This is a genomic window from Candidatus Binatus sp., from assembly GCF_036567905.1.
Taxonomy (GTDB): Bacteria; Desulfobacterota; Binatia; order Binatales; family Binataceae; genus Binatus.
The window spans coordinates 53,609-75,415 of record NZ_DATCTO010000044.1 but is presented as its reverse complement, the minus strand read 5'-3'; the positions used below and the strand labels follow the sequence as shown (position 1 = coordinate 75,415).

The 21,807-nt window shown below is 62.8% G+C and carries 21 protein-coding genes; 17 read left to right on the top strand and 4 right to left on the bottom strand.

Annotated features, from left to right (window positions below):
* Nucleotides 1-5: 5 nt before the first annotated feature.
* Nucleotides 6-569 carry a thioredoxin-dependent thiol peroxidase gene (gene bcp / locus VIO10_RS07350; protein ID WP_331961605.1) on the top strand — a complete coding sequence of 188 codons (564 nt, stop codon included), beginning with the start codon at nt 6-8 and terminating at the stop codon, nt 567-569.
* A 102-nt stretch (nt 570-671) separates the two neighbouring features.
* Here bcp and VIO10_RS07345 read toward each other — a convergent pair whose 3' ends face one another.
* Both VIO10_RS07345 and VIO10_RS07340 read right to left on the bottom strand, forming a co-directional pair.
* Nucleotides 672-2,252, bottom strand: a complete 1,581-nt coding sequence (locus tag VIO10_RS07345; protein WP_331961602.1) for an alkaline phosphatase family protein — start codon at nt 2,250-2,252, stop codon at nt 672-674.
* A gap of 218 nt (nt 2,253-2,470) precedes the next feature.
* Nucleotides 2,471-3,310, bottom strand: a complete 840-nt coding sequence (locus tag VIO10_RS07340) for an alpha/beta hydrolase family protein (protein WP_331961599.1) — start codon at nt 3,308-3,310, stop codon at nt 2,471-2,473.
* Nucleotides 3,311-3,565: 255 nt separating this feature from the next.
* Here VIO10_RS07340 and hisI point away from each other — a divergent pair, with 255 nt between their 5' ends.
* The 13 genes from hisI to VIO10_RS07275 all read left to right on the top strand — a co-directional run bounded on the left by hisI (nt 3,566) and on the right by VIO10_RS07275 (nt 14,563).
* Nucleotides 3,566-4,033 (top strand): phosphoribosyl-AMP cyclohydrolase, encoded by a 468-nt coding sequence (gene hisI, locus VIO10_RS07335; RefSeq protein ID WP_331961596.1) that lies wholly within the window; start codon nt 3,566-3,568, stop codon nt 4,031-4,033.
* A 23-nt stretch (nt 4,034-4,056) separates the two neighbouring features.
* Complete coding sequence (gene hisG / locus VIO10_RS07330; RefSeq protein WP_331961593.1) at nt 4,057-4,956, top strand: ATP phosphoribosyltransferase; 900 nt, start codon at nt 4,057-4,059, stop codon at nt 4,954-4,956.
* Between the two features lie 547 nt (nt 4,957-5,503).
* Nucleotides 5,504-5,770, top strand: coding sequence for a hypothetical protein (locus VIO10_RS07325; protein WP_331961590.1), 267 nt, complete (start codon nt 5,504-5,506; stop codon nt 5,768-5,770).
* Nucleotides 5,771-5,912: 142 nt separating this feature from the next.
* Nucleotides 5,913-6,716 (top strand): hypothetical protein, encoded by an 804-nt coding sequence (locus VIO10_RS07320; protein WP_331961587.1) that lies wholly within the window; start codon nt 5,913-5,915, stop codon nt 6,714-6,716.
* 225 nt (nt 6,717-6,941) lie between these two features.
* Complete coding sequence (rpmH, locus tag VIO10_RS07315; protein WP_331961584.1) at nt 6,942-7,100, top strand: 50S ribosomal protein L34; 159 nt, start codon at nt 6,942-6,944, stop codon at nt 7,098-7,100.
* A 5-nt stretch (nt 7,101-7,105) separates the two neighbouring features.
* On the top strand, nt 7,106-7,510 hold the full coding sequence (gene rnpA / locus VIO10_RS07310) for a ribonuclease P protein component (protein ID WP_331961581.1): 405 nt from the start codon (nt 7,106-7,108) through the stop codon (nt 7,508-7,510).
* On the top strand, nt 7,510-7,800 hold the full coding sequence (gene yidD / locus VIO10_RS07305) for a membrane protein insertion efficiency factor YidD (protein ID WP_331961578.1): 291 nt from the start codon (nt 7,510-7,512) through the stop codon (nt 7,798-7,800). The genes rnpA and yidD overlap by 1 nt, the downstream gene beginning before the upstream one ends.
* A 175-nt stretch (nt 7,801-7,975) precedes the next feature.
* Entirely contained in the window at nt 7,976-9,679 is a 1,704-nt protein-coding gene (gene yidC, locus VIO10_RS07300; protein ID WP_331961575.1) for a membrane protein insertase YidC, read from the top strand.
* Nucleotides 9,676-10,725: an RNA-binding cell elongation regulator Jag/EloR gene (gene jag / locus VIO10_RS07295; protein WP_331961572.1), complete on the top strand. Its 1,050-nt coding sequence runs from the start codon at nt 9,676-9,678 to the stop codon at nt 10,723-10,725. The genes yidC and jag overlap by 4 nt, the downstream gene beginning before the upstream one ends.
* Before the next feature lie 344 nt (nt 10,726-11,069).
* Nucleotides 11,070-12,356: a pilus assembly protein TadG-related protein gene (locus tag VIO10_RS07290; RefSeq protein WP_331961568.1), complete on the top strand. Its 1,287-nt coding sequence runs from the start codon at nt 11,070-11,072 to the stop codon at nt 12,354-12,356.
* Nucleotides 12,353-13,603 carry a pilus assembly protein TadG-related protein gene (locus tag VIO10_RS07285; protein WP_331961565.1) on the top strand — a complete coding sequence of 417 codons (1,251 nt, stop codon included), beginning with the start codon at nt 12,353-12,355 and terminating at the stop codon, nt 13,601-13,603. Before VIO10_RS07290 ends, VIO10_RS07285 begins: the two co-directional genes overlap by 4 nt.
* Nucleotides 13,600-14,112 (top strand): TadE/TadG family type IV pilus assembly protein, encoded by a 513-nt coding sequence (locus VIO10_RS07280; protein WP_331961562.1) that lies wholly within the window; start codon nt 13,600-13,602, stop codon nt 14,110-14,112. The genes VIO10_RS07285 and VIO10_RS07280 overlap by 4 nt, the downstream gene beginning before the upstream one ends.
* A 4-nt stretch (nt 14,113-14,116) precedes the next feature.
* Entirely contained in the window at nt 14,117-14,563 is a 447-nt protein-coding gene (locus VIO10_RS07275) for a TadE/TadG family type IV pilus assembly protein (protein ID WP_331961559.1), read from the top strand.
* 342 nt (nt 14,564-14,905) lie between these two features.
* On the opposite strand, the gene VIO10_RS07270 is transcribed toward VIO10_RS07275, so the two are convergent.
* The gene (locus VIO10_RS07270; RefSeq protein WP_331961556.1) at nt 14,906-15,259 is read right to left on the bottom strand and encodes a ferredoxin family protein; all 354 of its coding nucleotides are present in this window, start codon (nt 15,257-15,259) and stop codon (nt 14,906-14,908) included.
* Nucleotides 15,260-15,471: 212 nt separating this feature from the next.
* Between VIO10_RS07270 and fumC the strand changes: the two genes are divergently transcribed.
* The gene (gene fumC / locus VIO10_RS07265; RefSeq protein ID WP_331961554.1) at nt 15,472-16,956 is read left to right on the top strand and encodes a class II fumarate hydratase; all 1,485 of its coding nucleotides are present in this window, start codon (nt 15,472-15,474) and stop codon (nt 16,954-16,956) included.
* Nucleotides 16,957-17,167: 211 nt separating this feature from the next.
* Complete coding sequence (locus tag VIO10_RS07260) at nt 17,168-17,587, top strand: hypothetical protein (protein WP_331961552.1); 420 nt, start codon at nt 17,168-17,170, stop codon at nt 17,585-17,587.
* A gap of 157 nt (nt 17,588-17,744) precedes the next feature.
* Here VIO10_RS07260 and VIO10_RS07255 read toward each other — a convergent pair whose 3' ends face one another.
* The gene (locus VIO10_RS07255; protein ID WP_331961549.1) at nt 17,745-19,355 is read right to left on the bottom strand and encodes a carboxyl transferase domain-containing protein; all 1,611 of its coding nucleotides are present in this window, start codon (nt 19,353-19,355) and stop codon (nt 17,745-17,747) included.
* Between the two features lie 112 nt (nt 19,356-19,467).
* On the opposite strand from VIO10_RS07255, the gene VIO10_RS07250 reads away from it, so the two are divergent.
* Nucleotides 19,468-21,804 (top strand): endonuclease MutS2, encoded by a 2,337-nt coding sequence (locus tag VIO10_RS07250; RefSeq protein WP_331961546.1) that lies wholly within the window; start codon nt 19,468-19,470, stop codon nt 21,802-21,804.
* Nucleotides 21,805-21,807 lie beyond the last annotated feature (3 nt).

Below are 21,807 nucleotides of genomic sequence, written 5' to 3'. Positions count from 1 at the left end.
ATCTCATGCCTACATCGAGAAAAACCACCGCGAAAACTCCGAAGAAGACCGCAGGCGCTCGCGCCAAGGCCACCGGTCCTGCCGCGTCGAACAGCGCCAGCGCCGCGCTTCAAGGAAAAAAGGCGCCCGCGTTCGCGCTGTCCGACGCCGACGGAAAAACCGTCGCGCTGAAAGATCTGATCGGCTCGAACAACCTGGTGCTGTACTTCTATCCGAGGGACATGACGCCCGGATGCACGGTCGAGGCGTGCAGCTTTCGCGACAACATCGCGCCGATCAAAGCGCTCGGCGCAAAAGTCGCCGGCATCAGCGCCGACTCGAGCGACTCGCACGCCAGGTTCGCCGCCAAGCACGGCCTCAACTTCCCGTTGCTCGCCGATCCCGGCAACAAGGTCTGCCGGCTCTACGGCGTGTACAAGAAGAAGTCGCTTTACGGGCGCGAGTTCATGGGCATCGAGCGCACCACGTTCGTGATCGACAAAGCGGGCGTCGTGCGCCGCGTCTTTCCCAAGGTTAAGGTCAACGGGCACACCGACGAAGTGATCGAGGCGCTCAAAGAGATCGGCTGATTGCCAGCAACGACGCGCCGGCCCCGCGGCCGGCGCGTCGTTTACATTCCTGGCGCGGTTTCAGCGCCTTACTACGGCCGCTTAATCCCCGGACGGGACCGATCACGGGAACGGGCAGTCATGCTCGCCGGCGACCGGCGGCGGCGCCGTCGGCACGGTGGCGTTAAGCGACGGCGAGTTCGTGAAATCGAACAGGTCGAGCCCGGGGTTCGCGTTGGCGTCGCGCAGCGTCAGATGCGCCCCCGCGAGGAAGCGCTGCTCGATGAAGGCCAGCATCGAGGTGTGGTCGGTGATCGTGTGCGAGACGTAATGCGGCTTCGCAAACGGCGAGATCGCAACGAACGGGACGCGGAAGCCAAGCTGGTTGAAGTTCGCGCAATGACGCGGGTACGGCCCGGTCGCGGTCAGGCCCGGGCAGATTGCGGTAGCGTCGCTTAAGCTCTCGCTGCACTGCTGGCCGCCTCCCGGCTGCTCGCTCGCCGGCGGATTCGATGCGTCGGCGCATTGCCCCGGATTGATCCCGTCCGGGTTGAGCGCTCCGTGCTGCGGCGCGGCCGGCGGCGGCACGTGATCGTAAGCGCCGCCGTGCTCATCATAGGTGAGGAAGACGACCGTGTCCTTCCAGTTGGGGCTATTTCGCACCGCCTGGATGATCTGCGAGGTGACGTATTGGCCGGCCCGGATATCGAATGGCGGATGTTCGTCGGTCTCGTATACGGCTCCGTTGATCACCTGGTCCGGCGCGAATGAGGGATCGACAAACGACACCTGCGGCAGCGTGCCGTTGGCCGCCGCGGTCATGAAATCGCTGCCCCCGAACGGACTCGGACCGGAGACGGTGCGGGCATGCGCGATCAGGAAGGGCAGGAAGTCGCCTTCGAAGATCACCGAGGTGGGCAGATCCTGGTAATAGTTAATCCAGCTGATTCCAGCCGCGTCGAGCAGATCGAAGATCGACCCGGTGATCGGCTGGTAGCCAATGGTCGTGTCCAGCCCCATGGTCGGCAGGAATCCCGGCGGGTAAATTTCGGTACCCGTGGTGACGTGGCCGAACGAGGTCGCGGCCATTTCATAGGCGCGGTTCGGGAACGTCGGCCCGACTACCGAGCAGAAATGGCGGTCGCTGATCGCAAACGTCTGCGCCAGCCCGTAATAGAACGGCAGATCGTTCTGGTTGTAATAACCCATAGTGTCATTGTGGCCGAAATCCGGCGTCCCGGAGACTTGCTCGGTCTGCGCGTTGACGTCCACAAAGCCGTCGTTGAGCGAAAAAAACAGCGCCGCCGCAGGATCGAACAGGTTGGCCTCCATATGGCTACCCTGCCAGTCATGCTGCAGGTCCGGACCGGGACAGTAGTTGTTGTCGTGGAATGCGAATATCAGGTGACCCCTTTCGTCGAAATTGAAGTTGAAGCAGAAAAGATTTCCACCACCGATAGGTAAACAGCTTAGTCCGTCAACGCAGGAGTGATCGTTGCGCCCACAGGGGCCTGGATGGTACGGACCGCGCGCTGCGTACGGCAGCGCGCCAAAGTAGTTGTCGAATGAGTGGTTCTCCTGCATCACAATGACGATGTGATTGACCGCGTTGAGGTTGCCGTCGGCGCGGGCTGTCGCGACCGACAATCCCAGCGCCGCCATCGAGATGAACAAGCCGGCTGCTACGATCGCCCTGCATCTCATGATTTCCCCTCCGTCGCACGGGGTGGTTGCGTTGGCCTGCGCCGCCCCCGAAGCAGCGCAGGTCAGACTACGAATGAATGAAGTTACCTGCTGATAAAATCGCTGCGCCCGCCGTAAGGCAAGACAAAATCGTACCGTCCCGCAACGACGCTGGGTTTAGCCACGCCTGATTGATTTACGCGCGCGGAATTGAGGTCAACAGCCGCCGAGGCGACGCGTCACGAAGCGGCGGCGCGATTCGTATCGAGCAGATTGTCGCGCAGAAATGCGCGCAGTTCGGGCTCGACGCACTTGCCGAGGTCGTGCGACGCTTGCGGGAAATAGCGCGTCGATACCTTGGCGCCGCGCACGCGCAATGCGTCGGCGAGCTTGACCGCCTGCCCCACCGGCACCCGATTATCCCGCTCGCCATGCATGATCAGCACGCTGCACTCGAGCTTGCGCGGCAAATTCGCGATCACGCTGCGCTCTTTCAGGATTCGCCTGCTCGGCCATACTTCGCGCAGGATCGACAGCTTGGTGCGCAGCGTCGCTTGCGGCCATAGCGTGATCGGATCGTAACATCCCGATTGCAGGATGAGCGCGCGCGGGCGCGAGTCGTAGTCCATCAACAGACCCGCCGCGACCGCGCCATGGCCGAGTCCCCACACCGCCAGCCGCGTCGAGTCAACGTCGGTGCGCCCCGCCAGCAGGTCCAGCGCCCGCAGCGACGCCACCACCGACGGCTGCCCCACGAATCGGCTCGGCCCTGACGATCTGCCGTAGCCCGGGACATTCACGCACGCGACCTGGATACCCATCGCCGCGATATCCTGGCTCATCTTCACGCATCGATCGACGTCGCCCTCGCCCCCGTTGAGCACCAGCAGCCCGGGCCGCCGTCCCTGCCCCGCGCTGCGCGTCAGGTAGCCCTCGATATGGTAATTCTTGGGGCCCATCGCGACATCGAAGTTGAATTGATCGACGTTCTTGTAACTCGACTCGATCGATTTGCCGGGAATCCGGCACGCGAGCATCGACGTAGCAAGCGCAATCGCCACCATCCAAAGTCTGGCCAATCTCAATGTCGGGACCGGGTGCATCTCTGATCGTGAGCCGCGCGATGGGCTGGGCAAACTGCCGGGCAAGTTAATCGGAAACTCGGCTGACCTCGTCCGGTAATCTACTCGCGTTGTCACAAATTGAAAACAGCTTGGTTACCTTCCGGCAACAATGCAGATTGAATCGCGCCGGGGTTTAACCGATACTTCTTGATTCGCAAGCGTAATTTTCGATTTATTTTTCACTGGCGCTATTTCAACCCGGTGGCGGCAATGGCAACGCAGGCACAAAAAGCAGCTCCCGCATCGGCGGCAATCGATTTCGACAAAAACGGCGGCGTCGTCGCCGCAATCGCCGTCGACCACCTGAGCCACCGCGTCCTGACCGTCGCCTACATGAACCGCGAAGCGTTCGACGAGACGGTCGCCACCGGCCGCGCCTGTTACTTCTCGCGCTCGCGCAACAAGCTTTGGCGCAAGGGCGAAGAGTCGGGGAATTTTCAACTCGTCCGCGAGATTCGCATCGACTGCGACGCCGACGCGCTCGTAGTCGCCGTCGAGCAGCTCGGCGACGGCGCCGCATGCCACATGGGCTACGAGTCGTGCTTTTTTCGCAAGCTCGACGCCGGCGCATGGAAAATCGTCGAGCCACGCAAAGTCGATCCCGCCAAATACGGCCCCGGCTATGGGCATCAGTCCAAGCCCGGCGCCAGCCATGACGTTAAGAAGCCGGCGGGTTGATCGCAATCGGGAAAAAAAGCCACATGCCTGATCAAGTCCTGAAATTCGGCATCCCCAAGGGCAGCCTCGAGCAGCAGACGCTCGAGCTGATGCACAAATCCGGATGGCGCATCACGGTCGGCTCGCGCTCCTATATTCCGACCACCGACGATCCCACGCTCAGTTGCCGCATCCTGCGCCCGCAGGAGATGCCCCGCTACATCGCCGACGGCTCGCTCGACGCGGGCATCACCGGCAGCGACTGGATCGTCGAGAACAACGTGACCCTCCATCAGGTCGAGAGCTTCGTGTACGCCAAGGCCACGTTGACGCCTTCGCGATGGGTGCTATGCGTGCGCAATGATTCGCCGGTCAAGCGGCTCGAGGACCTCCAGGGCAAGCGAATCGCGACCGAGATGGTGCAGTTCGTCACGCGAATCCTGGCCGAGCGCAAAGTCAAAGCAGAAGTTGAATTTTCATGGGGCGCCACCGAGGCCAAAGTCGCCGAGGGAATCATCGACGCCGCCATCGACGTAACCGAGACCGGCTCCTCGCTGCGCGCCAACGGACTGCGCATCGTCGAGGAATTGCTGGTCTCGAATCCCGTGCTGGTCGCCAATCCTGCCGCATGGACCGTCGCCTGGAAGCAGGCCAAGATTCGCCAGCTCGGGATACTGATTCGCGGCGCGCTCGACGCCGACAGCCGGGTCTTCATCAAGTTGAACGTCGCCAAAGACAACCTCGAAAAAGTGATCGCGCTGCTGCCGTCGATCACCGCGCCCACCATCTCGCACCTCTACCCGTCTCCCGCGCTCAAAGGCGTGGAATGGCTCGGGGTCGAGACCGTCATCGCCGAGCACACGGTGCGCGAGCTGTTCCCCAAGCTGCTCGAAGCCGGCGCCGTCGGCATCGTCGAGTTCCCGCTCAACAAAATCATCGGCTGAGCAGGGGTGAGCCCTGCACCCAGTATTAAGGCCGCCCGCCGTTGGCGGGCGCGGGCCCCTGCCAACGGCTTAATACTGCGCTGCCGTCGCCACGGGCAGGGGCTGCGGCCCCTGCACCCGCAGTGAGAAGACGTGAAAATCTGCGCGGCGCATCTTTTCGCGACTACACTATAGAAGAGACCGCGCGCGACAACGGAGCCCGGCATTAATACCGGGTGCAGCTCAGCCCTGCCCGTTGGCGGGCGGTCGTTGGCACGACGGGCCAGTATTAATTCGCTGCGCTGCCGTCGCCACGGCCAGGGGTGACCCCTGCGCCCGAGGCTAAGATAAGGATGCGGGACTTCGTCCCTGCTAGAACTTTTTTTGTGTCATCCTGAGCGAAGCGAAGGATCTCGCGCGCGAGCGCGTGCTACGGGCGCCGGACGCCGGAGCGCCCGTCGAGATTCTTCGCTACAGCAGCTTTCGCTCAAAATGACACCAGTTCTGTTTCAGAGTCTGGGCTCCTCAAATCTTGCGGGCGGGTAAGAATATAGCGATAAGCAAGCCGATGAAGTTTGGAGATATCGCGGCGGTCGCGTTGACCGGTTGGCTCCTGATGGCGCCATCGGTGGATTGTGCGCGGGATGGATTGCAGCGCCAGACGCCGCTGTCGCAGTGGGAGCGGGTCGATAGTTTCACCTCGCAGGAGAGCTGCGAAAATTATCGGGCGATCGTGATCGAAGCGGAGAAGAGCGATGGCGGCAACGCTTACGTCGAGCGGTATTCGTACTCGATTTGCGTGCAGGCCGACGATCCGCGGCTCAAGGCGCAGTAGGCGGAAGCGTCGGCAGCCCTCCGTCCTTGTGGCTGGAATTGCGACAAAGCGGCTTGTTTGACCGACTGATTGCCCCTCTTGGACTAATTTAGCACTTTTTGCTATAGAGACTTGTCAGCGGCTTGGGGGAACACTAACCGGCATGGCTACGAACAGGCTCATCGCGACCGTCGATGGTCTTGCGGGCGAGGTTTTCGCCGCCGCCGACCATACCCGCCGTCGCCGGCTGCCCGCATTTCCGACCGCACGAAACGAAATTACCCGTCGTGAGTACGGCCATTCGCTACGCAGCTGTTTCAACCGTGCTGAAGTGCGCGAAATTATCCGGGAGGTCCGCAAGGCAGAGCCCCGCTTGAACCAGGAGCCGATCCGGTACGGTTCGATGAGCGAACTATGCGAGCGAGCCTCGAGCATGAGCGCGTGCCTGGGCGCCGATTTCCGGATTGCCAAACTGTCGTGGCCTTCCGGGCTGGCGCTGTGGGGCTTTTATTTGAGCCGTGGCCCCGGATTGAAAAAGCGCCCGCTGATCTGCGTCAACGCCGCGCATCATCGCACCGCGGCGGCAATGGCGTTTGGCCACGAGGTCGGCCATCATGTGACCGCGAGACTGTTCGGGATGGGCGCGCATCCGCCGCTCCCTTCGCTCTATACCGGCTTCGAATCGCATCTCGACGATCCGCTCGAACTGGCTGCCGACATCACGGTGAGCCTGGCGATGTATCCGCGCAACACCGCGCTGAAATTTTTCCGTGAGATCGAGCGCGAGACGAAACAGACCGCCGGACATCGCCTCGGCTCGGCCACCCGTGCGGCGGCGGACGACTTTTGGCGTCAAACCGGCCTCGATCGCGCGCGTCTATCCACTGAGCAAAAGGTTCAGTATCAGGCTGGCTCGATCCATTTCACCAGGCTGCGCCAAGCCCTGCTCGACCAATACGGCATCTGAAATCTTTAAAGTCGCGCACGCGATGGCGACATTTCGAGCGCCGCGCACAATTGAGCGCTTGCTCAAAGGCGCGCGGTATGGTTCGATTGCGTGTTCGGGGTCGATCGAAACAGTAATCCATCCAAAAAAATCGAGCCGCAACGAAAGACCCTCGACCTGCAACCGAATCGAATCGGTCTGAATACAAACCCGAGTGAAGGTTTTTTTGGCCGCGAGCCACGAGCAATGAAAAGGACCTACCAGCCTCACAACCGCCGACGCAAACGAACCCATGGATTCCTGGCGCGGATGGCCACGCCGGGCGGACGCAAGGTGCTCAAGCGCCGCCGCGCCAAAGGCCGCACGCGTCTGGCAATCTCGATACCGCCCAAGCAGCCGGGCTAACCTCCGTGCGCACATCATTGAGCTTCGCGGCGGCAGACCGGCTGCATCGAAGCGCGGAATTCATCCGCCTCCAGCGCGCCGGCGTGCGATTCCAGAGCCCCCACTTCGTGGTCTATGCCGGTAATCTGGCGGGTAATCAGGACGGCGAGCCGGCGCGCTCGCGGCTGGGCGTGACGGTGTCGCGCCGGGTCGGTATCGCGGTGGCGCGAAACCGGGTGAAGCGCCGCGTGCGCGAGATTTTCAGACGGGCGATTCGCGATGATCTTCCAGCGGGCACGTCGATAGTCGTAATCGCGCGCGCCGGCGCGGCCACGCTCGCGTCGGCGGCGATCAACAATGAACTTGCCATGGCGGCGCGCAACCTGAGCGGACGAATGGCAGCCAAAGGCGCTTTCGCCGGGCGCAATTGATGCCGCGCGCAGACACAGCAGATCGATCGAAAGCGTCGTTGTCGGCGCGGCTGGTGGCGATTGGCGCCGTGGCGATTTATCGCGCGGCGATCTCGCCGGTGATCCATGCGCTCAACGGACCGGCGTGCCGCTTCGAGCCGAGTTGCTCGGTGTACGCGCGCGACGCGATTGCGCAATACGGGACGATTCGGGGCGGTGCGATGGCGATTTGGCGAATCGCGCGATGCAATCCGATGGGCGGGCATGGGTACGATCCCGTGCCGGCGGCAGGGGTGAAGGCGAACCAATGAAGGGGAGATGCGAAATCGTATGTGAAACCCGCCGTGGGTTTCACACTTCCTTGGGCAGGGGTAACCCCTGCACCTTAGTGAGGAAGAAGAAAGATGCGGGCTCCGCCCTGTTAGAACAGGTTGGTCAGGAAATAGCCCGCGCGTGGCGATCGCCGATGCAGATAAGGAACTGATTTTGGATTCGAGTCGAGTTCTGATCGCGGTAGTTTTGTCGATAGTACTGGTAGTCGCCTACCAGGAGCTGGTGCTGAAGCGATTTTTTCCGCCGCCTACTGAACAGCAGCAGCAGGCCGCGCAGCAGGCGAAAGCGGCCAAGGCGGTAGCGCCTGGAGCGGCTGCCAGCGGAGTTGCGGCTCCGGCGGCAGTCGCCATCGGCGCGGTCGAAAGCGGGCAGCAGTCGGTCGCGATGGCGCCGTCGGGGGCGGCGGGGCCCGAAAGAACCGTCGAGGTCGATACCGATTTTTACGTTGCGGTGTTCACGACTCGCGGCGCGCGGCTCAAGAGTTTTATTCTGCGGCGTTACCGGCAAAACGCGCCCAAGGACAGTCCGCCCTACGAGATGGTGCAGATCCCGCCGGGAGGGGTTCTGCCGCTCGGCGCGTTGATGACCCGTGGCGGACAGCTCCTCGACGACCGCGATTTGAGCTACGCGACGACCGCGCCCGCGCAAATCAAGCCGGCTGCGGGAGCGGACGCGACGGCCACCTTTGTGGCCAGGGCGGCGGACGGCACTACTATCACCAAGACTTTCACCTTCCGCGCGAGCAGCTACGTGTTTTCGATGGACGTGGCGATCGCGGCCGGCGCCGGCGCGGGCGGCCCGGCGCCGAATCAAATTGGCGTGTCGATGAGCCAGCCGCTAACGGCGCATCAGGGGTACTACGATATTCCGGAACTGCAGGCCGACGTCGGCGACAAGGTTTACACCGAGAACGAAAAAAAAATGAAGCAGGGAGTGCCGCCGGTGGCGGGCACGATCACGTACGCGGGCTTCGGCGATCGATACTTTCTGGCGGTATTTCTGCCGGTGGCGCCGACCAGCGGCACGTTGGCGATGGCGTACGCGGGTGACGAGGCGATCGCGCGGGTCCTGTTCGACGGCGCGGCGCGAATTCATAGCGAGATTTACATGGGGCCGAAGCTGCTGGAGGCTCTGGAAGCGGTAAATCCGGCGCTGCACAAGTCGATCGATTTCGGCTTCTTCGGAATCCTGGCGATCGTTTTTCTGCGCGCGCTGAAGTTATTTCACTACATCGCGCCCAACTACGGCGTCGATATCATCTTGTTGACGGTGTCGATCCGGATTGCGTTCCTGCCGATATCGATCAAAAGCCAGCGCTCGATGATGAAGATGCAGCGGCTGCAGCCGCAGATGACGCGGCTGCGCGAGAAGTACAAGGACAACAACGAGCAGTTGCAGAAGGAGATGGTGGATCTCTACAAGCGCAATCACGTCAACCCGCTGGGCGGGTGCGCACCGATGGCGCTGCAGTTGCCGATTTTCATCGGGCTGTACGAGGCGCTGCTGAACTCGGTCGAGCTGCGTCACGCGCCGTTTGTCGGCTGGATCAATGATTTGTCAACGCCCGACTGCCTGCATATACCGGGGCTGCCGCAGTTGCCGATGGTGCATTGTCACGGGCTGCCGGTGCTGGTGCTGCTGATGGGCCTGACCAGTTTCCTGCAGCAATACATGACGCCGACCTCGCCGGATCCGAATCAGCAGAAGATGATGATGCTGACGCCGCTGATTTTCACTATCATGCTGATAAACTTTCCGGCGGGACTGGCATTGTATTATTTTTCGTCGAACTTGCTGGGAGTGATCCAGCAGTATTTCCTCAACCGCGAATTTCAACAATACACCCCGGCCACATGAGCAATGTCGACTCGATAGAACTAGCGGCCGCCTCGGTGGAAGAGGCGACCAGGGAAGCCCTCGAACAGCTCGGCGCGCGCGAGGACGAGGTTGCGATCGAAGTGCTCGCTACGGCGCGCGCGGGCGTGCTCGGACTGGGCGCGCGGCAGGCGCGGGTGCGAGTGACGCGCAAGCGCGCGGATGCCGCGGGCGGCGGCGGGCATGCGGGATCGAACCCGCAAGTCCCCCAGGTTGCGCCAGCCTCGCCGTTGCCGCCGGCACGCAAGCAAGGCGCGCCTGAGCGGCGGGCGCTCGGGCGCGGGAATCAAGCGCGCGGCCGCGACGACGCCAGCGAGCGAGGCGCGAATCCGGCGCCATCGGCGGCGGCGGCGAACGCCGGTGACAACGACCACGACGAAACCGGCGGCGCGGCGGAGCGCAAAAACGCCGACGTCGAGGCGCAGCGCCGTGAGGCGACGCTAATCCTCAAACAGATCCTCGAGATCATGGGCGAGCGGACCGAAGTGCGGCAGATAGAAGTGGACGCGGAGACGGTCGAGCTCGAAATCAAGGGCGACGGTTCGGGAATCCTCATCGGGCGGCATGGTCAGACCCTCGACGCGCTCGAGTACATCGTGAATCGGATCCTGGCGCGGCGAATCAAGGATGCGGCGCCGATTTCACTGGAGACTGAATCGTATCGCGCGCGACGCCGCCAGCAATTGCATCGGATGGCGCTGGCGATGGGTGAGCAGGTCAAGCGCGAGCACAAGCCGCTGCGGCTCGAGCCGATGCCGGCGCGCGATCGGCGCGTGGTGCATCTGGCGCTCAAGGAAGATCCGATGATCACGACGCGCTCGGCCGGTGAAGGATTGCTGCGATCGATCGAGATAGTGCCTACCGAGAGCGGCCGGCGCGAACCGCGCGCAGAGGCGCCGCCGCGGGGACGGCGGCGCGAGCCTGAACGCGAGCCCCAACCCGAGCGCGAACGGACCGAGCCTGAGCGCGGCAATGAGGCGATTGGCGAACAGGGCGGATTCAAGCACGGGCAGAAGCGGATCGTGTAGCGAGCGCGGGTCGGCGAGATCGCTTTTCCCGCGCCCGTTGGCACGGGAGGCCAGTATTAAGAAGGGGAAACAGGGCGCGCTATATAAGGACTTTTCACTCTCCCCTTCATCCCTCTCCTTACAGGAGAGGAAATGATGCGCCGATCCGGTTGCGCACAGCTCTCCTGTCAGGGCGAGGCTATCAGGACGCTATCGATCGCCGAGCGGCTGGCCTTCCTTCCTTAGAGTCATAACCGGACAGTCACCAATCAGCCTGGGACATATTGGGCGCGTATGTTGTAGCGATCGGAAGGCTAATCCGATGGCACGGGCGGTGCTTTGTACGCTGGAGCGAACTGATGATGATGAGCAAGTTCCCAGCGGCGCATCGCAAGGCCGTGCGTCGGGATACGAACAGCAAGATAAATGTGGCGGCGAGCGCAAGCGGCCAAGTGATGGTGCTGATCTGCGCCGCGCGGGTCGCGGTCGTGGGCATGATTGCGGTCGTCGCCGATTTCAGCTTCATGCAAGACCAAAGGAACATGATGCAGACGGCGGCGGACAGTGCGGCGATGGCCGGCGCGGAGGAACTGAATTACGGCGATCTGGTGGCGGCGGGCCAGGCGGACGCGGCGAGCAACGGATACACCAACGGCCAAAACGGCGTCACTGTGGCGGTCAACAATCCTCCCAGCACCGGACCGAATTCGTCAAACACGGCGTACGTCGAGGCGATCGTCAGCATGCCCGAGCCGACTTATTTTCTGCGCGTGCTCGGAGTCAGCTCGATCGGCGTGTCGGCGCGCGCGGTCGCGTATAAGGGCGGCGGGCCCAACTGCATCTACGTGCTGGATCCGACGGCGTCGAGCGCGATGTCGGCCAGCGGCAGCGCCGTCATCCAGAGCAACTGCGGTCTGCTGGTCGATTCGAGCGCGTCAAACGGCATGGCGGTCAACGGCGGCGCCACGATCACGGCATCGGCCATCGGGGTCGTGGGCGGCTACACTGCCGACAGCAACGTCAGTTTTACGCCGACGCCGAAGACCGGGGTGATTGCAGCGTCCGATCCGCTGGCATACCTGCAGGCGCCCGCCGTGGGCTCGTGCGCCCACACCAATTTTTCGCTCAACGGAGCCGGGAGCAGCGGCAGTCCCTATCAGCTCTATCCCGGCACCTATTGCGGCGGTATCTCGGTCAACGGCAATTCCTGGCTGAATTTCAACGCGGGAACCTACGTACTCGCCGGGGGCGGCATGCTCATTAGAAGCGGCGCGGTGATGACCGGCGCCGGGGTGACGTTCTACAACACGACGGGGACCGGTGGTTACGGGCCAATTGCGCTGAGCGGAACCTCGACGGTGAATTTCAGTGCGCCGACCTCGGGTCCGCTGGCGGGAGTCCTGTTCTTTCAGGATCGCTCGGTCCCGACCGGCGCAGCAGGCAGCACGATAACCGGAAGTGCGGGATCGACCTTCGATGGGGCGCTCTACTTCCCGACGACGCAGGTTACCTACAGCGGCAACAGCAGCGTCAACGGTTACAGCATCGTGGTAGCGGACATGCTGGTGGTCAGCGGCAACTCGATGGTGAGCAACAACTATTCCTCGCTGACCGACGGCTCACCGGTAAAAGGAACGGTGCTGGCCGAATGAGTACGAACAGCAAGATGAATGTGGCGGCGAGCGCAAGCGGCCAGGTGATGGTGCTGGTCTGCGTCGCGCTGGTCGCGATCGTGGGCATGATTGCGGTCGTCGCCGATTTCAGCTTCATGCAAGACCAAAGGAACATGATGCAGACGGCGGCGGACAGTGCGGCGATGGCCGGCGCGGAGGAGCTGAAGTACGGCGACCTGGTGGCGGCAGGCCAGGCGGACGCGGCGAGCAACGGATACACCAACGGCCAAAACGGCGTCACCGTGGCGGTCAACAATCCTCCGAGCACGGGACCGAATTCGTCAAACACGGCGTACGTCGAGGCGATCGTCACCATGCCCGAGCCGACTTATTTTCTGCGCGTGCTCGGAGTCAGCTCGATCAGCGTGTCGGCGCGCGCGGCGGCGTATGAGGGCAACGGGCCCAACTGCATCTACGTGCTGGACCCGTCGGCCTCGAGCGCGATGTCGGTCAACGGCAACGTCGACATCCAGAGCGGCTGCGGTCTGCTGGTGGACTCGAGCTCCTCGAGCGGCATGGCGGTCAACGGCAACGCCACGATCGCGGCGCCGACTATCGGGGTCGTGGGCAACTACAGCACCACCGGCAACGTCAGTTTTACGCCGACGCCGAAGACCGGGGTGATTGCAGCGTCCGATCCGCTGGCATACCTGCAGGAGCCCACCGTCGGCTCGTGCGCTCACACCAATTTTTCGCTCAACGGGAACACGGGGAGCAGCGGCAGTCCCTACCAGCTCTATCCCGGCACCTACTGCGGCGGTATCTCGGTCAACGGCAATTCCTGGTTGAATTTCAACGCGGGAACCTACGTGCTCGCCGGTGGCGGAATGACGATAAGGGGCAACTCGTGGATGACCGGCACCGGGGTAACGTTTTACAACACGACGGGGAGGGGTAGTTACGGGGGAATTGCGCTGAACGGAAACGCGACGGTGCATTTCAGTGCGCCGACCTCGGGTCCGCTGGCGGGAATCCTGTTCTTTCAGGATCGCTCGATTCCGACCGGCGCGGCGGCCAGCACGATAACCGGAAATTCGAGTTCGACCTTCGACGGTGCGATCTACTTCGCGACGACGCAGGTTACCTACCTCGGGAACAGCAGCCTCAACGGCTACAGCATCGTGGTCGCGGACAAGCTGGTGGTCAGCGGCAACGCGAGGGTCGGCGACAACTATTCGTCGCTGGCCGACGGCTCACCAATAAAAGGAACGATACTGGCCGAATGAGCACGATAGCGCGATTGCCGGAGCCGGTTGAATCCATGGGCGCGGCCAGTTGGAAGCGACGCCGTGGCGGTCGCCATCGGCGCGGGCGCGCGCGTGGGCAGGCGGCGGTGGAGCTCGCGCTCAGTCTGCCGTTGCTGCTGATGATGTTTCTGGTGGTGGTGGAAACGGGCCGCGCGTTCTACATCGCGATTTCGGTTTCGAACGCGGCGCGGGCCGGCGTTCAGTACGGTTCGCAGAATCTTTCGACCGCGGCCGATAACGCCGGGATGCGGGCGGCGGCGGCCAACGACGCGCCCAATATTGTCGGGATGACGACGACCGCCACTCACTTCTGTCAATGCGCCAACGGGAACGCATCGACGTGCCTGTCAACCGACTGCGCCGGCAGCCATCGGTTGCTGTACACGCAGGTCAACACCAGCGCCCCGTACACGCCGCTGGTCAATTTCATGGGCATCCTGCCGCCTATAACAGTGCCCGGCAAAGCCATTATGCGCGTCGTCCAATAGTCAAATGAACGCGAGCGGCATCAAGCTATGGCGCCGATGGTTGCGCGCCGCGATCCGATGCTCGCACCCGGGGCAGGCGATGGCCGAGTTCGCGCTGGTGCTGACGCCGAGCCTGATGCTGTTTTTCGGGATAATCAACTTTGCACTGGCGCTCTATTCCTACGACTTCGTTTGTTACAGCGCGCAGCAGGCCGTGCGCTATGCGACGGTCCATGGGTCAACCGCGATGGCGCCGGTGTCGGCGGCTGGCGTTCAGACTTACGTGGACGGTCTGGTCGTCGGCGTGCTGAACACGAATTCGTTGACCGTCACCACGACCTGGGCGCCCGACAACAAACCCGGGAGCGTGGTTACGGTGGTCGTCAGCTACAAGTTCCCGCCGCTGACGAGTTTGGTCTCCTCGGTCACCATCCCGCTCACCCGCACCGCGGCAATGGTCATCTCGCAGTAGGCGCCGCAATGAAGCCATGCCACGCTGTCACTTGCGAACGCTGCGGGAATGTCGGCCAGCACCGCTGGATAGACGATGTTCTCGGGTTTCGCATCACGGAGATTGGCGTGTCTCTGTGCAACAAATGTTACGCAGCCCTGAGACAAGCAGATGCGCGCGCGTGGGAGTGGTTTCGAGAACACCGCGACCGGAAACCGTCATCAATGAAAGGCTGACCGCACTCGTTCGCGGGCCGCCGCCGCTAAACCGGCGAACGCCTCAGGAGCCGAACGACACGCGGCCCTGGCCCCTTCTCAGGTGGAAAGGGGGGCAATCGCATTTAGCGGGAAATGCGCCGCGGGTTCAGGTCTCGAGGCCCCATTTTTTCTTGTTCTCGGCTATCTGCTCGGGCGTCGGGTGCTCGACTTTCTTAAACGGCATCACCTTGAACTGATCCTTGATTTCGAGCATCGCGTGGTTGAGCGCGACGTCGTCCTTGAAGACCTCGGGAACGGCCGGCTCCTCGAAAATCGCCTCCCACGGACATTCGGGCTCGCAGGCTCCGCAATCGATGCATTCGTCGGGATCGATGTAGAGCTGGTTGGGGAATTTTTCCTTGTCGGCGCCGACGTATTCATAGATGCAATCGACGGGGCACACGCTAACGCATCCGGTGTCAATGCAATCGCGGCAAAGGCGGGTAATCGTCCAAGGCATGGTTGGCAGTCTCTCCTAAAATGAACGCTTAAAAGTATCTCGATCCGAAATTAGTCGCTATTGTCAAAGTACGCGTCATAACCTATATCGGCACAGCGTCTTTGAAAAGGGCGTCGGAGGCGAATCGCGATGGGAAATCACCGTCAGCGGGCGCCATCCGGGTTAGAATAGTCGCCGCGAGGCCGTAGGAAATCCAACAGAGGATATAGAAAATGGCAGCAAATACGAAATCGAAGGTACGCAAGGCCAGCATCGCCAAGCGCGGATTGACCGCGACGCCGGCCGGGGCCGGCAAGGCGCCGCAGACCGGCAAGCGCGTCGAAACCGACAGCATGGGTGCGATCGAGGTCGCGTGCGACCGCTACTGGGGCGCGCAGACCGAGCGATCGCTGCTGCACTTCGCGATCGGATTCGACCGGATGCCGCGTTCGGTGGTGCGCGCGTTCGGGATTTTGAAGAAGGCGGCGGCGGAAGTTAATCGCGATCTCGGCAAGCTGCCCCCCGACAAGGCCAGGCTGGTTACCGCGGCCGCCGACGAAGTGATCGCGGGCAAACTTGACGATCACTTTCCGCTGCGCATCTGGCAGACCGGCAGCGGCACGCAGACCAACATGAACGCCAACGAGGTCATCTCGAATCGCGCGATCGAGATGGCCGGCGGCGTGCTCGGCGGCAAAAAGCCGATCCATCCCAACGACGACGTGAACATGTCGCAGTCGTCCAACGACACTTTTCCGACTGCGATGCATATTGCGGCGGCCGAGGAAGTTACCCACGACCTGATTCCGTCGATGCGAATGCTGCGCGACGCGCTCGCGCGCAAAGCCGGCGAGTTCGCGGGCCTCGTGAAGATCGGCCGCACCCATCTGATGGATGCGGTGCCGCTGACGCTGGGGCAGGAATTCTCGGGCTACGTCGCGCAGCTCGACTATGATTTGAAGCGAATCGAAGCGGCGCTGCCGGACTTGCTCGAACTGGCCATTGGCGGCACGGCGGTCGGCACCGGGCTCAATACGCATCGGGAGTTTGCCGATCGCGTGGCGGCAAAGATCGCGGCGTACACCGGGCTGCCGTTTAAGTCGGCGCCGAACAAGTTTGCGGCGCTGGCGGCGCACGATGCGCTGGTGGCGGCTTCTGGAGCGCTCAAGACGCTGGCAGTTTCGCTGATGAAGATCGCCAACGACATCCGCTGGATGGGCTCGGGACCGCGCACCGGGCTGGGAGAATTAATCCTGCCGGAGAACGAGCCGGGCTCGTCGATCATGCCGGGCAAGGTGAACCCGACGCAGAGCGAGGCGATGACGATGGTCTCCATCCAGGTGATCGGCAACGACGTGGCGATCACGATGGCCGGCTCGCAGGGGAATTTCGAGCTCAACGTTTTCAAACCGATCATCATCCACAATTTTTTGCATTCGACGATGCTGCTGGCGCATTCGTGCGCGTCGTTTAGCAAGTACTGCGTCGAAGGGATCGAGCCCAATCGCGAGCAGCTCCGGCGCAACGTCGCAAATTCGCTGATGCTGGTGACGGCGCTGAGTCCGCATATCGGCTACGACAACGCGGCGAAGGTCGCCAAGAAGGCGCACGCGGAAGGAATCACGCTGCGCGAGGCCACGCTTGGGTTGAAGTTGCTCAAGGGAGAGGAGTTCGACCGGCTGGTGCGGGCCGACAAGATGCTTGCGCCGGAAGGCTGAGCGCGCGCGGTATTCTCCGCGCCGCTGCGGCGTCATTTGCGATGCGCAGGAGAGGGGAATGCGCAATTGTGATCAAATTGAACTTGGTCGGCGCCGTTGTATCCGGGAGCACTAAAATTTCGATCCCTCATTAAAATTCTTGACAAAAATATGCGATATAACTAATCTTACCGCCAATTACAGTATCGCCAACCGAGGTGCACCTGTTTCGATGACGGCCGAAGACGCTCTGCGAAAGATCACACTGTTGCGCAAGGTCAACACCAATAATGGAGCCGTGGCGGCAGAGGTCGAGACTGCGCGCCGCCTGCAGAAGGCGCTGATGGAGCGCTATGCAATCAAGTCCTACGACATTCCTGGCGCTTCACCGGCCACCGTCTCTCGCTTAACCTGGGTTTACTGGCAGGAACTGCTTGAAGAGTTCGGCCTGCCTTTGAACCATTTTGGGAATCGCGGCAGCGCCGCGGTCGGGAGCAACAAACTCTACATCAGGCTTGATACCAACCAATGGTGGATCGAGGAGAAGTTTCCGGCCGGTTGGCGAACCACGGTTCGGAACCGGGGTGTCGAACCGCTGCGCAAATACCTTAAGGAGAACGCACCAAGGAGCTACTCGTTTTTCAAGCGCTGATCGCCGCGACCGTTAGCACAGGCGTGATGCCCAACGCGCGCTATCGCGCGCCAGATCCCACCGATCGCTTTGACTTTCGATAGTCGGCGACTTTGCGCCGGGCATTTTCGCGCCCGAACCTTCGATCCCAGGGAATTGGAAGGGAGCACAAACCGGATCACATCCTGAAGACGCCGAAGCCGGGATGCTCGGGAATCGGCGCGTTCATCGACGCCGCCAGCCCCAGCGCCAGCGCGGCGCGCGTCTCGATCGGATCGAGCACGCCGTCGTCCCATAGCCGCGCGCTCGAGTAATAGACGCTCGACTCGAGCTCGTACTTGTCGAGCGTGGGACGGATGAATTGCTTTTGCTCCGCGTCGGTCATGGTGGCGCCTTCGCGTTTCAACTGATCGAGCTTCACCGTGAGCAGCGTGTTGGCGGCCTGCTCGCCGCCCATCACCGAGATCCGCGCGTTGGGCCACATGAAGAGCAATCGCGGCGAGTACGCGCGCCCGCACATCCCGTAATTTCCGGCGCCGTTCGACGCGCCGATGATCACCGTGAACTTCGGCACCTGCGCGTTGGCGACCGCGTTGACCATCTTGGCGCCGTCCTTGGCGATACCACCCTGTTCGTAGCGCTTGCCGACGATGAAACCGGTGATGTTTTGCAGGAAGAGCAGCGGGATGCGCCGCGCGCAGCACAATTCGATGAAGTGGGTGGCCTTGAGCGCGGACTCGCTGAACAGCACGCCGTTGTTGGCGACGATGCCGACGGAATAGCCGTAGATTCGCGCGAAGCCGGTGACGACGGAGGTGGCGTAACGCGCCTTAAACTCATGCATCCTGCTCCCGTCAACCAGCCGCGCGATCACCTCGCGCACGTCGTAGGGCCTGCGGGTATCGACCGGGATGATGCCGTAGAGTTCGGCGGGATCGTAGTGCGGATCCTCGGGGGTGTCCTGCGCGATCGCGGCGGCGGTGCGGTTGCCAAGATTCTCGAAGATCGCGCGCGCAATCTGGAGCGCGTGCTCGTCGTCGTCGGCCAGGTGATCGCTCACGCCGGACAGGCGCGTATGCACGTCGCCGCCGCCGAGATCCTCGGCGCTGACCTCCTCGCCGGTAGCGGCGCGCACCAGCGGCGGTCCCGCCAGGAAGATCGTGCCCTGGCCGCGGACGATGACGTTCTCGTCGCACATCGCGGGCACGTACGCGCCGCCGGCCGTGCAACTGCCCATCACCACCGCGACCTGCGCCAGGCCGATCGCTGACATCCGCGCCTGGTTGTAAAAGATGCGCCCGAAGTGATCCTGATCGGGAAAAATTTCGGACTGCATCGGCAGGAAAGCGCCGCCCGAATCGACCAGATAAACGCACGGCAGCATATTTTCGATCGCGATTTGCTGCGCGCGGAGATGCTTCTTCACGGTCATGGGAAAATAGGCGCCGCCTTTGACGGTCGCGTCGTTGGCGACGATGACCGCCTCGCGCCCATGGATTCGGCCGATGCCGGTGACGATGCTCGCCGACGGCGAGTCGCCGTCGTACATCTCAAACGCGGCCAGCGGCGACAGTTCGAGGAACGGACTGCCGGGGTCGAGAAGTTTCTTGACGCGATCGCGCGCGCGCAGCTTGCCGCGTTCGACGTGGCGCTCGCGAGCGGGAGCGGGACCACCCTGGCGAATCCGCTCGATTTCGTCGCGCAGGCGCTTGACCAGCGCGTCCATCGCGTCGCGGTTGCGGCGAAACTCTTCGGAGTTGGCGTTCAGCCGGGATTCTATCCGATCCATTTGAGTATCCTTGATGCGTGTTAAAAATCCGTGATGCCTGCGGACCAAAGTTGGGCTAGATATTAGCCTGAGGGCCGGGCCAATAGGCAAAAAGCCGGGCGGCTCTGACGCGATGCGGGAACGCGATCTGAAAGCGCTCGAGTTCGACAAGGTGATTCACCTCGTCATGCAGTTTTGCGCCTCCGAGCCGGGGCGCGAGGCGACCACCGAGCTGCGCCCGTCGATCGACCCGGCCGAAGTGCGCCGCCGGCTTGATTCGACCGCCGAGATGGCCGCTCTGAGATCGCATGCCGGCTCGATCCCGATCGGCGAATTCACCGATCAGCGGCCGTACATCCTGGCGGCGGCGCGCGCGGGCGCGATCCTCGGCGGCGAAGCGCTGGTGAAAGTGCGCGATTTTATCGTGGGCTCGCGCCACGTCGGCGGCTTTATGCGCTCGCGGGTCGAGCGCTTCCCCCATGTCGCGGCGTTGGTGCGCAACCTGCTCGCGCCCAAGGAACTGGCCGACGCGATGCTCGGCGCGTTGGCCGACGACGGCGCAATCCTGGACGACGCGAGCCCCGAGCTGAAACGTCTGCGCGGCAAGCTGCGCGACGAGCGCACCGAACTCGAAGCGCGCCTGCTGCGCTCGCTCAACGCTTCGGGCATGGAGTCATTCGTATCCGATTACATCGTGACGATTCGCAATCGCCGCTTCGTGCTGCCGATGAAGCTGAACTACGCGGAACGATTCGAAGGAATCGTTCAGGACCGCAGCGTTTCCGGCGAAACACTGTTCGTCGAGCCGATGTGGGCGGTCGAGCTGAACAACCGGCTGATGATGCTCGAGCGCGAAGCGGAGGCGGAAGAAACGCGAATCCTCGCGCGGCTGACGGCGATGGTCGGCGGATACGCGCCGGAACTGCAACTGACGTTCGACGCGATGGTGGCGCTCGATGCGCTCAACGCGCGCGCGATTTTCGCCGAGCGATTTCGATGCGTCGAGCCGCAGCTCGTGGACGAGGGAATCGACTTTATCGGCGCGCGGCATCCGCTGCTGATGACCAGCGGGCGCGAGGTCGTCCCGATCGACGTGAAAATCGGGGCCGGACAGCGCGGGATCGTCATCTCGGGGCCGAACACGGGCGGAAAAACGGTCGCGCTCAAGACGGTCGGGCTGCTGTCGCTGATGGCGCAGGCGGGGATGCTGATTCCGGCGCTGGCCGGCAGCAAGGCGACGGTTTTTCGCAGCGTGTTCGCCGACATCGGCGACGAACAGTCCATCGAATCCAACCTGTCGAGCTTTTCCGGGCATATCGCAAACTTGTCGGAGATCGTCAGATCGCTGGTCGAGCCGGCGCTGGTGATTCTCGACGAGCCGGGCGCCGGCACCGACCCGGCCGAGGGCGCGGCGCTCGCAATCGGCCTGATGAACCATCTCGGGACGCGGCGCTGCATGCTGGCGATCGCGACGCATTCGACCGCGGTGAAGCTCCACGCATATTCGCAAGCCGGGTTCGAGGCCGCCGCCGTGGATTTCGACGCCGACCATCTCACGCCGTTATATCGGCTCAAGCCGCATACGATCGGGCAGAGTTACGGACTGGCGGTCGCGCGCAGGCTCGGGTTGCCCGAGGAAATAATCAGCGCGGCCGAAAAATCGATGGGCGCCGGGAGCATCGAGCTCAGCGACGCGCTGAAAAGATTGGACGGCGAGCGCGCCAAGCTCAATGCGCAGGCCGAAAAGTTGCGCGAGCGCGAAGCCAGCCTGGCGCGCATCGAGCAAGAGGTGCTTCAGAGCGCTGAAAAAACGCGCGAGCGCACCGAACTGGAAGGCAAGCGGCTGCGCGCCGAAGGCGCGGACCTGATCGAGGCGCTCAGGCGCGACGGTGCGGCACTGATGGATGAGTTGAAAACCCGGACGAAATCACGCACCGACTTGAAGGGATTCATCACGAAAGCGGCGGCGAAACTCGAGCGCCTGGCGCCGGCTGCCGGCGCCGTGGCGGAGTCCGATGCGCCACTCAAGGTCGGCGACAGCGTCGAGGTAGGCGACATCCGCGGCGAATTGATCGTGCTCGAATCGGGACGCGCTGTGATCAGCCGCGGCGGCCTCAGGATCGAAGTCGCGCCCGAGCGCCTGCGCAGGTCGGCGGCGAGTGCGCCGGAAAATCGCCCCGCGCGGCCAAAAGCGGCGACCGTCACCTTCAGCGCCGAGCGTGGCGAGGGCGACGAGCTGAACCTGATCGGGATGCGAACGTCCGACGCGCTGCGCAAGCTCGAGGAATTTCTCGACACTGCCTTCCTGACCAATCGTGCGGAGGTGCGGATTGTCCACGGGATTGGATCGGGCGCGCTGAGGAAAGCGGTGACGGAATACCTGGGCACGTCGCCGTATTGCGCGTCGTTTCGGGGCGCGCAGCCGCATCACGGCGGCGCGGGCGCGACGATCGTGCAGATGAATTTGTAACGT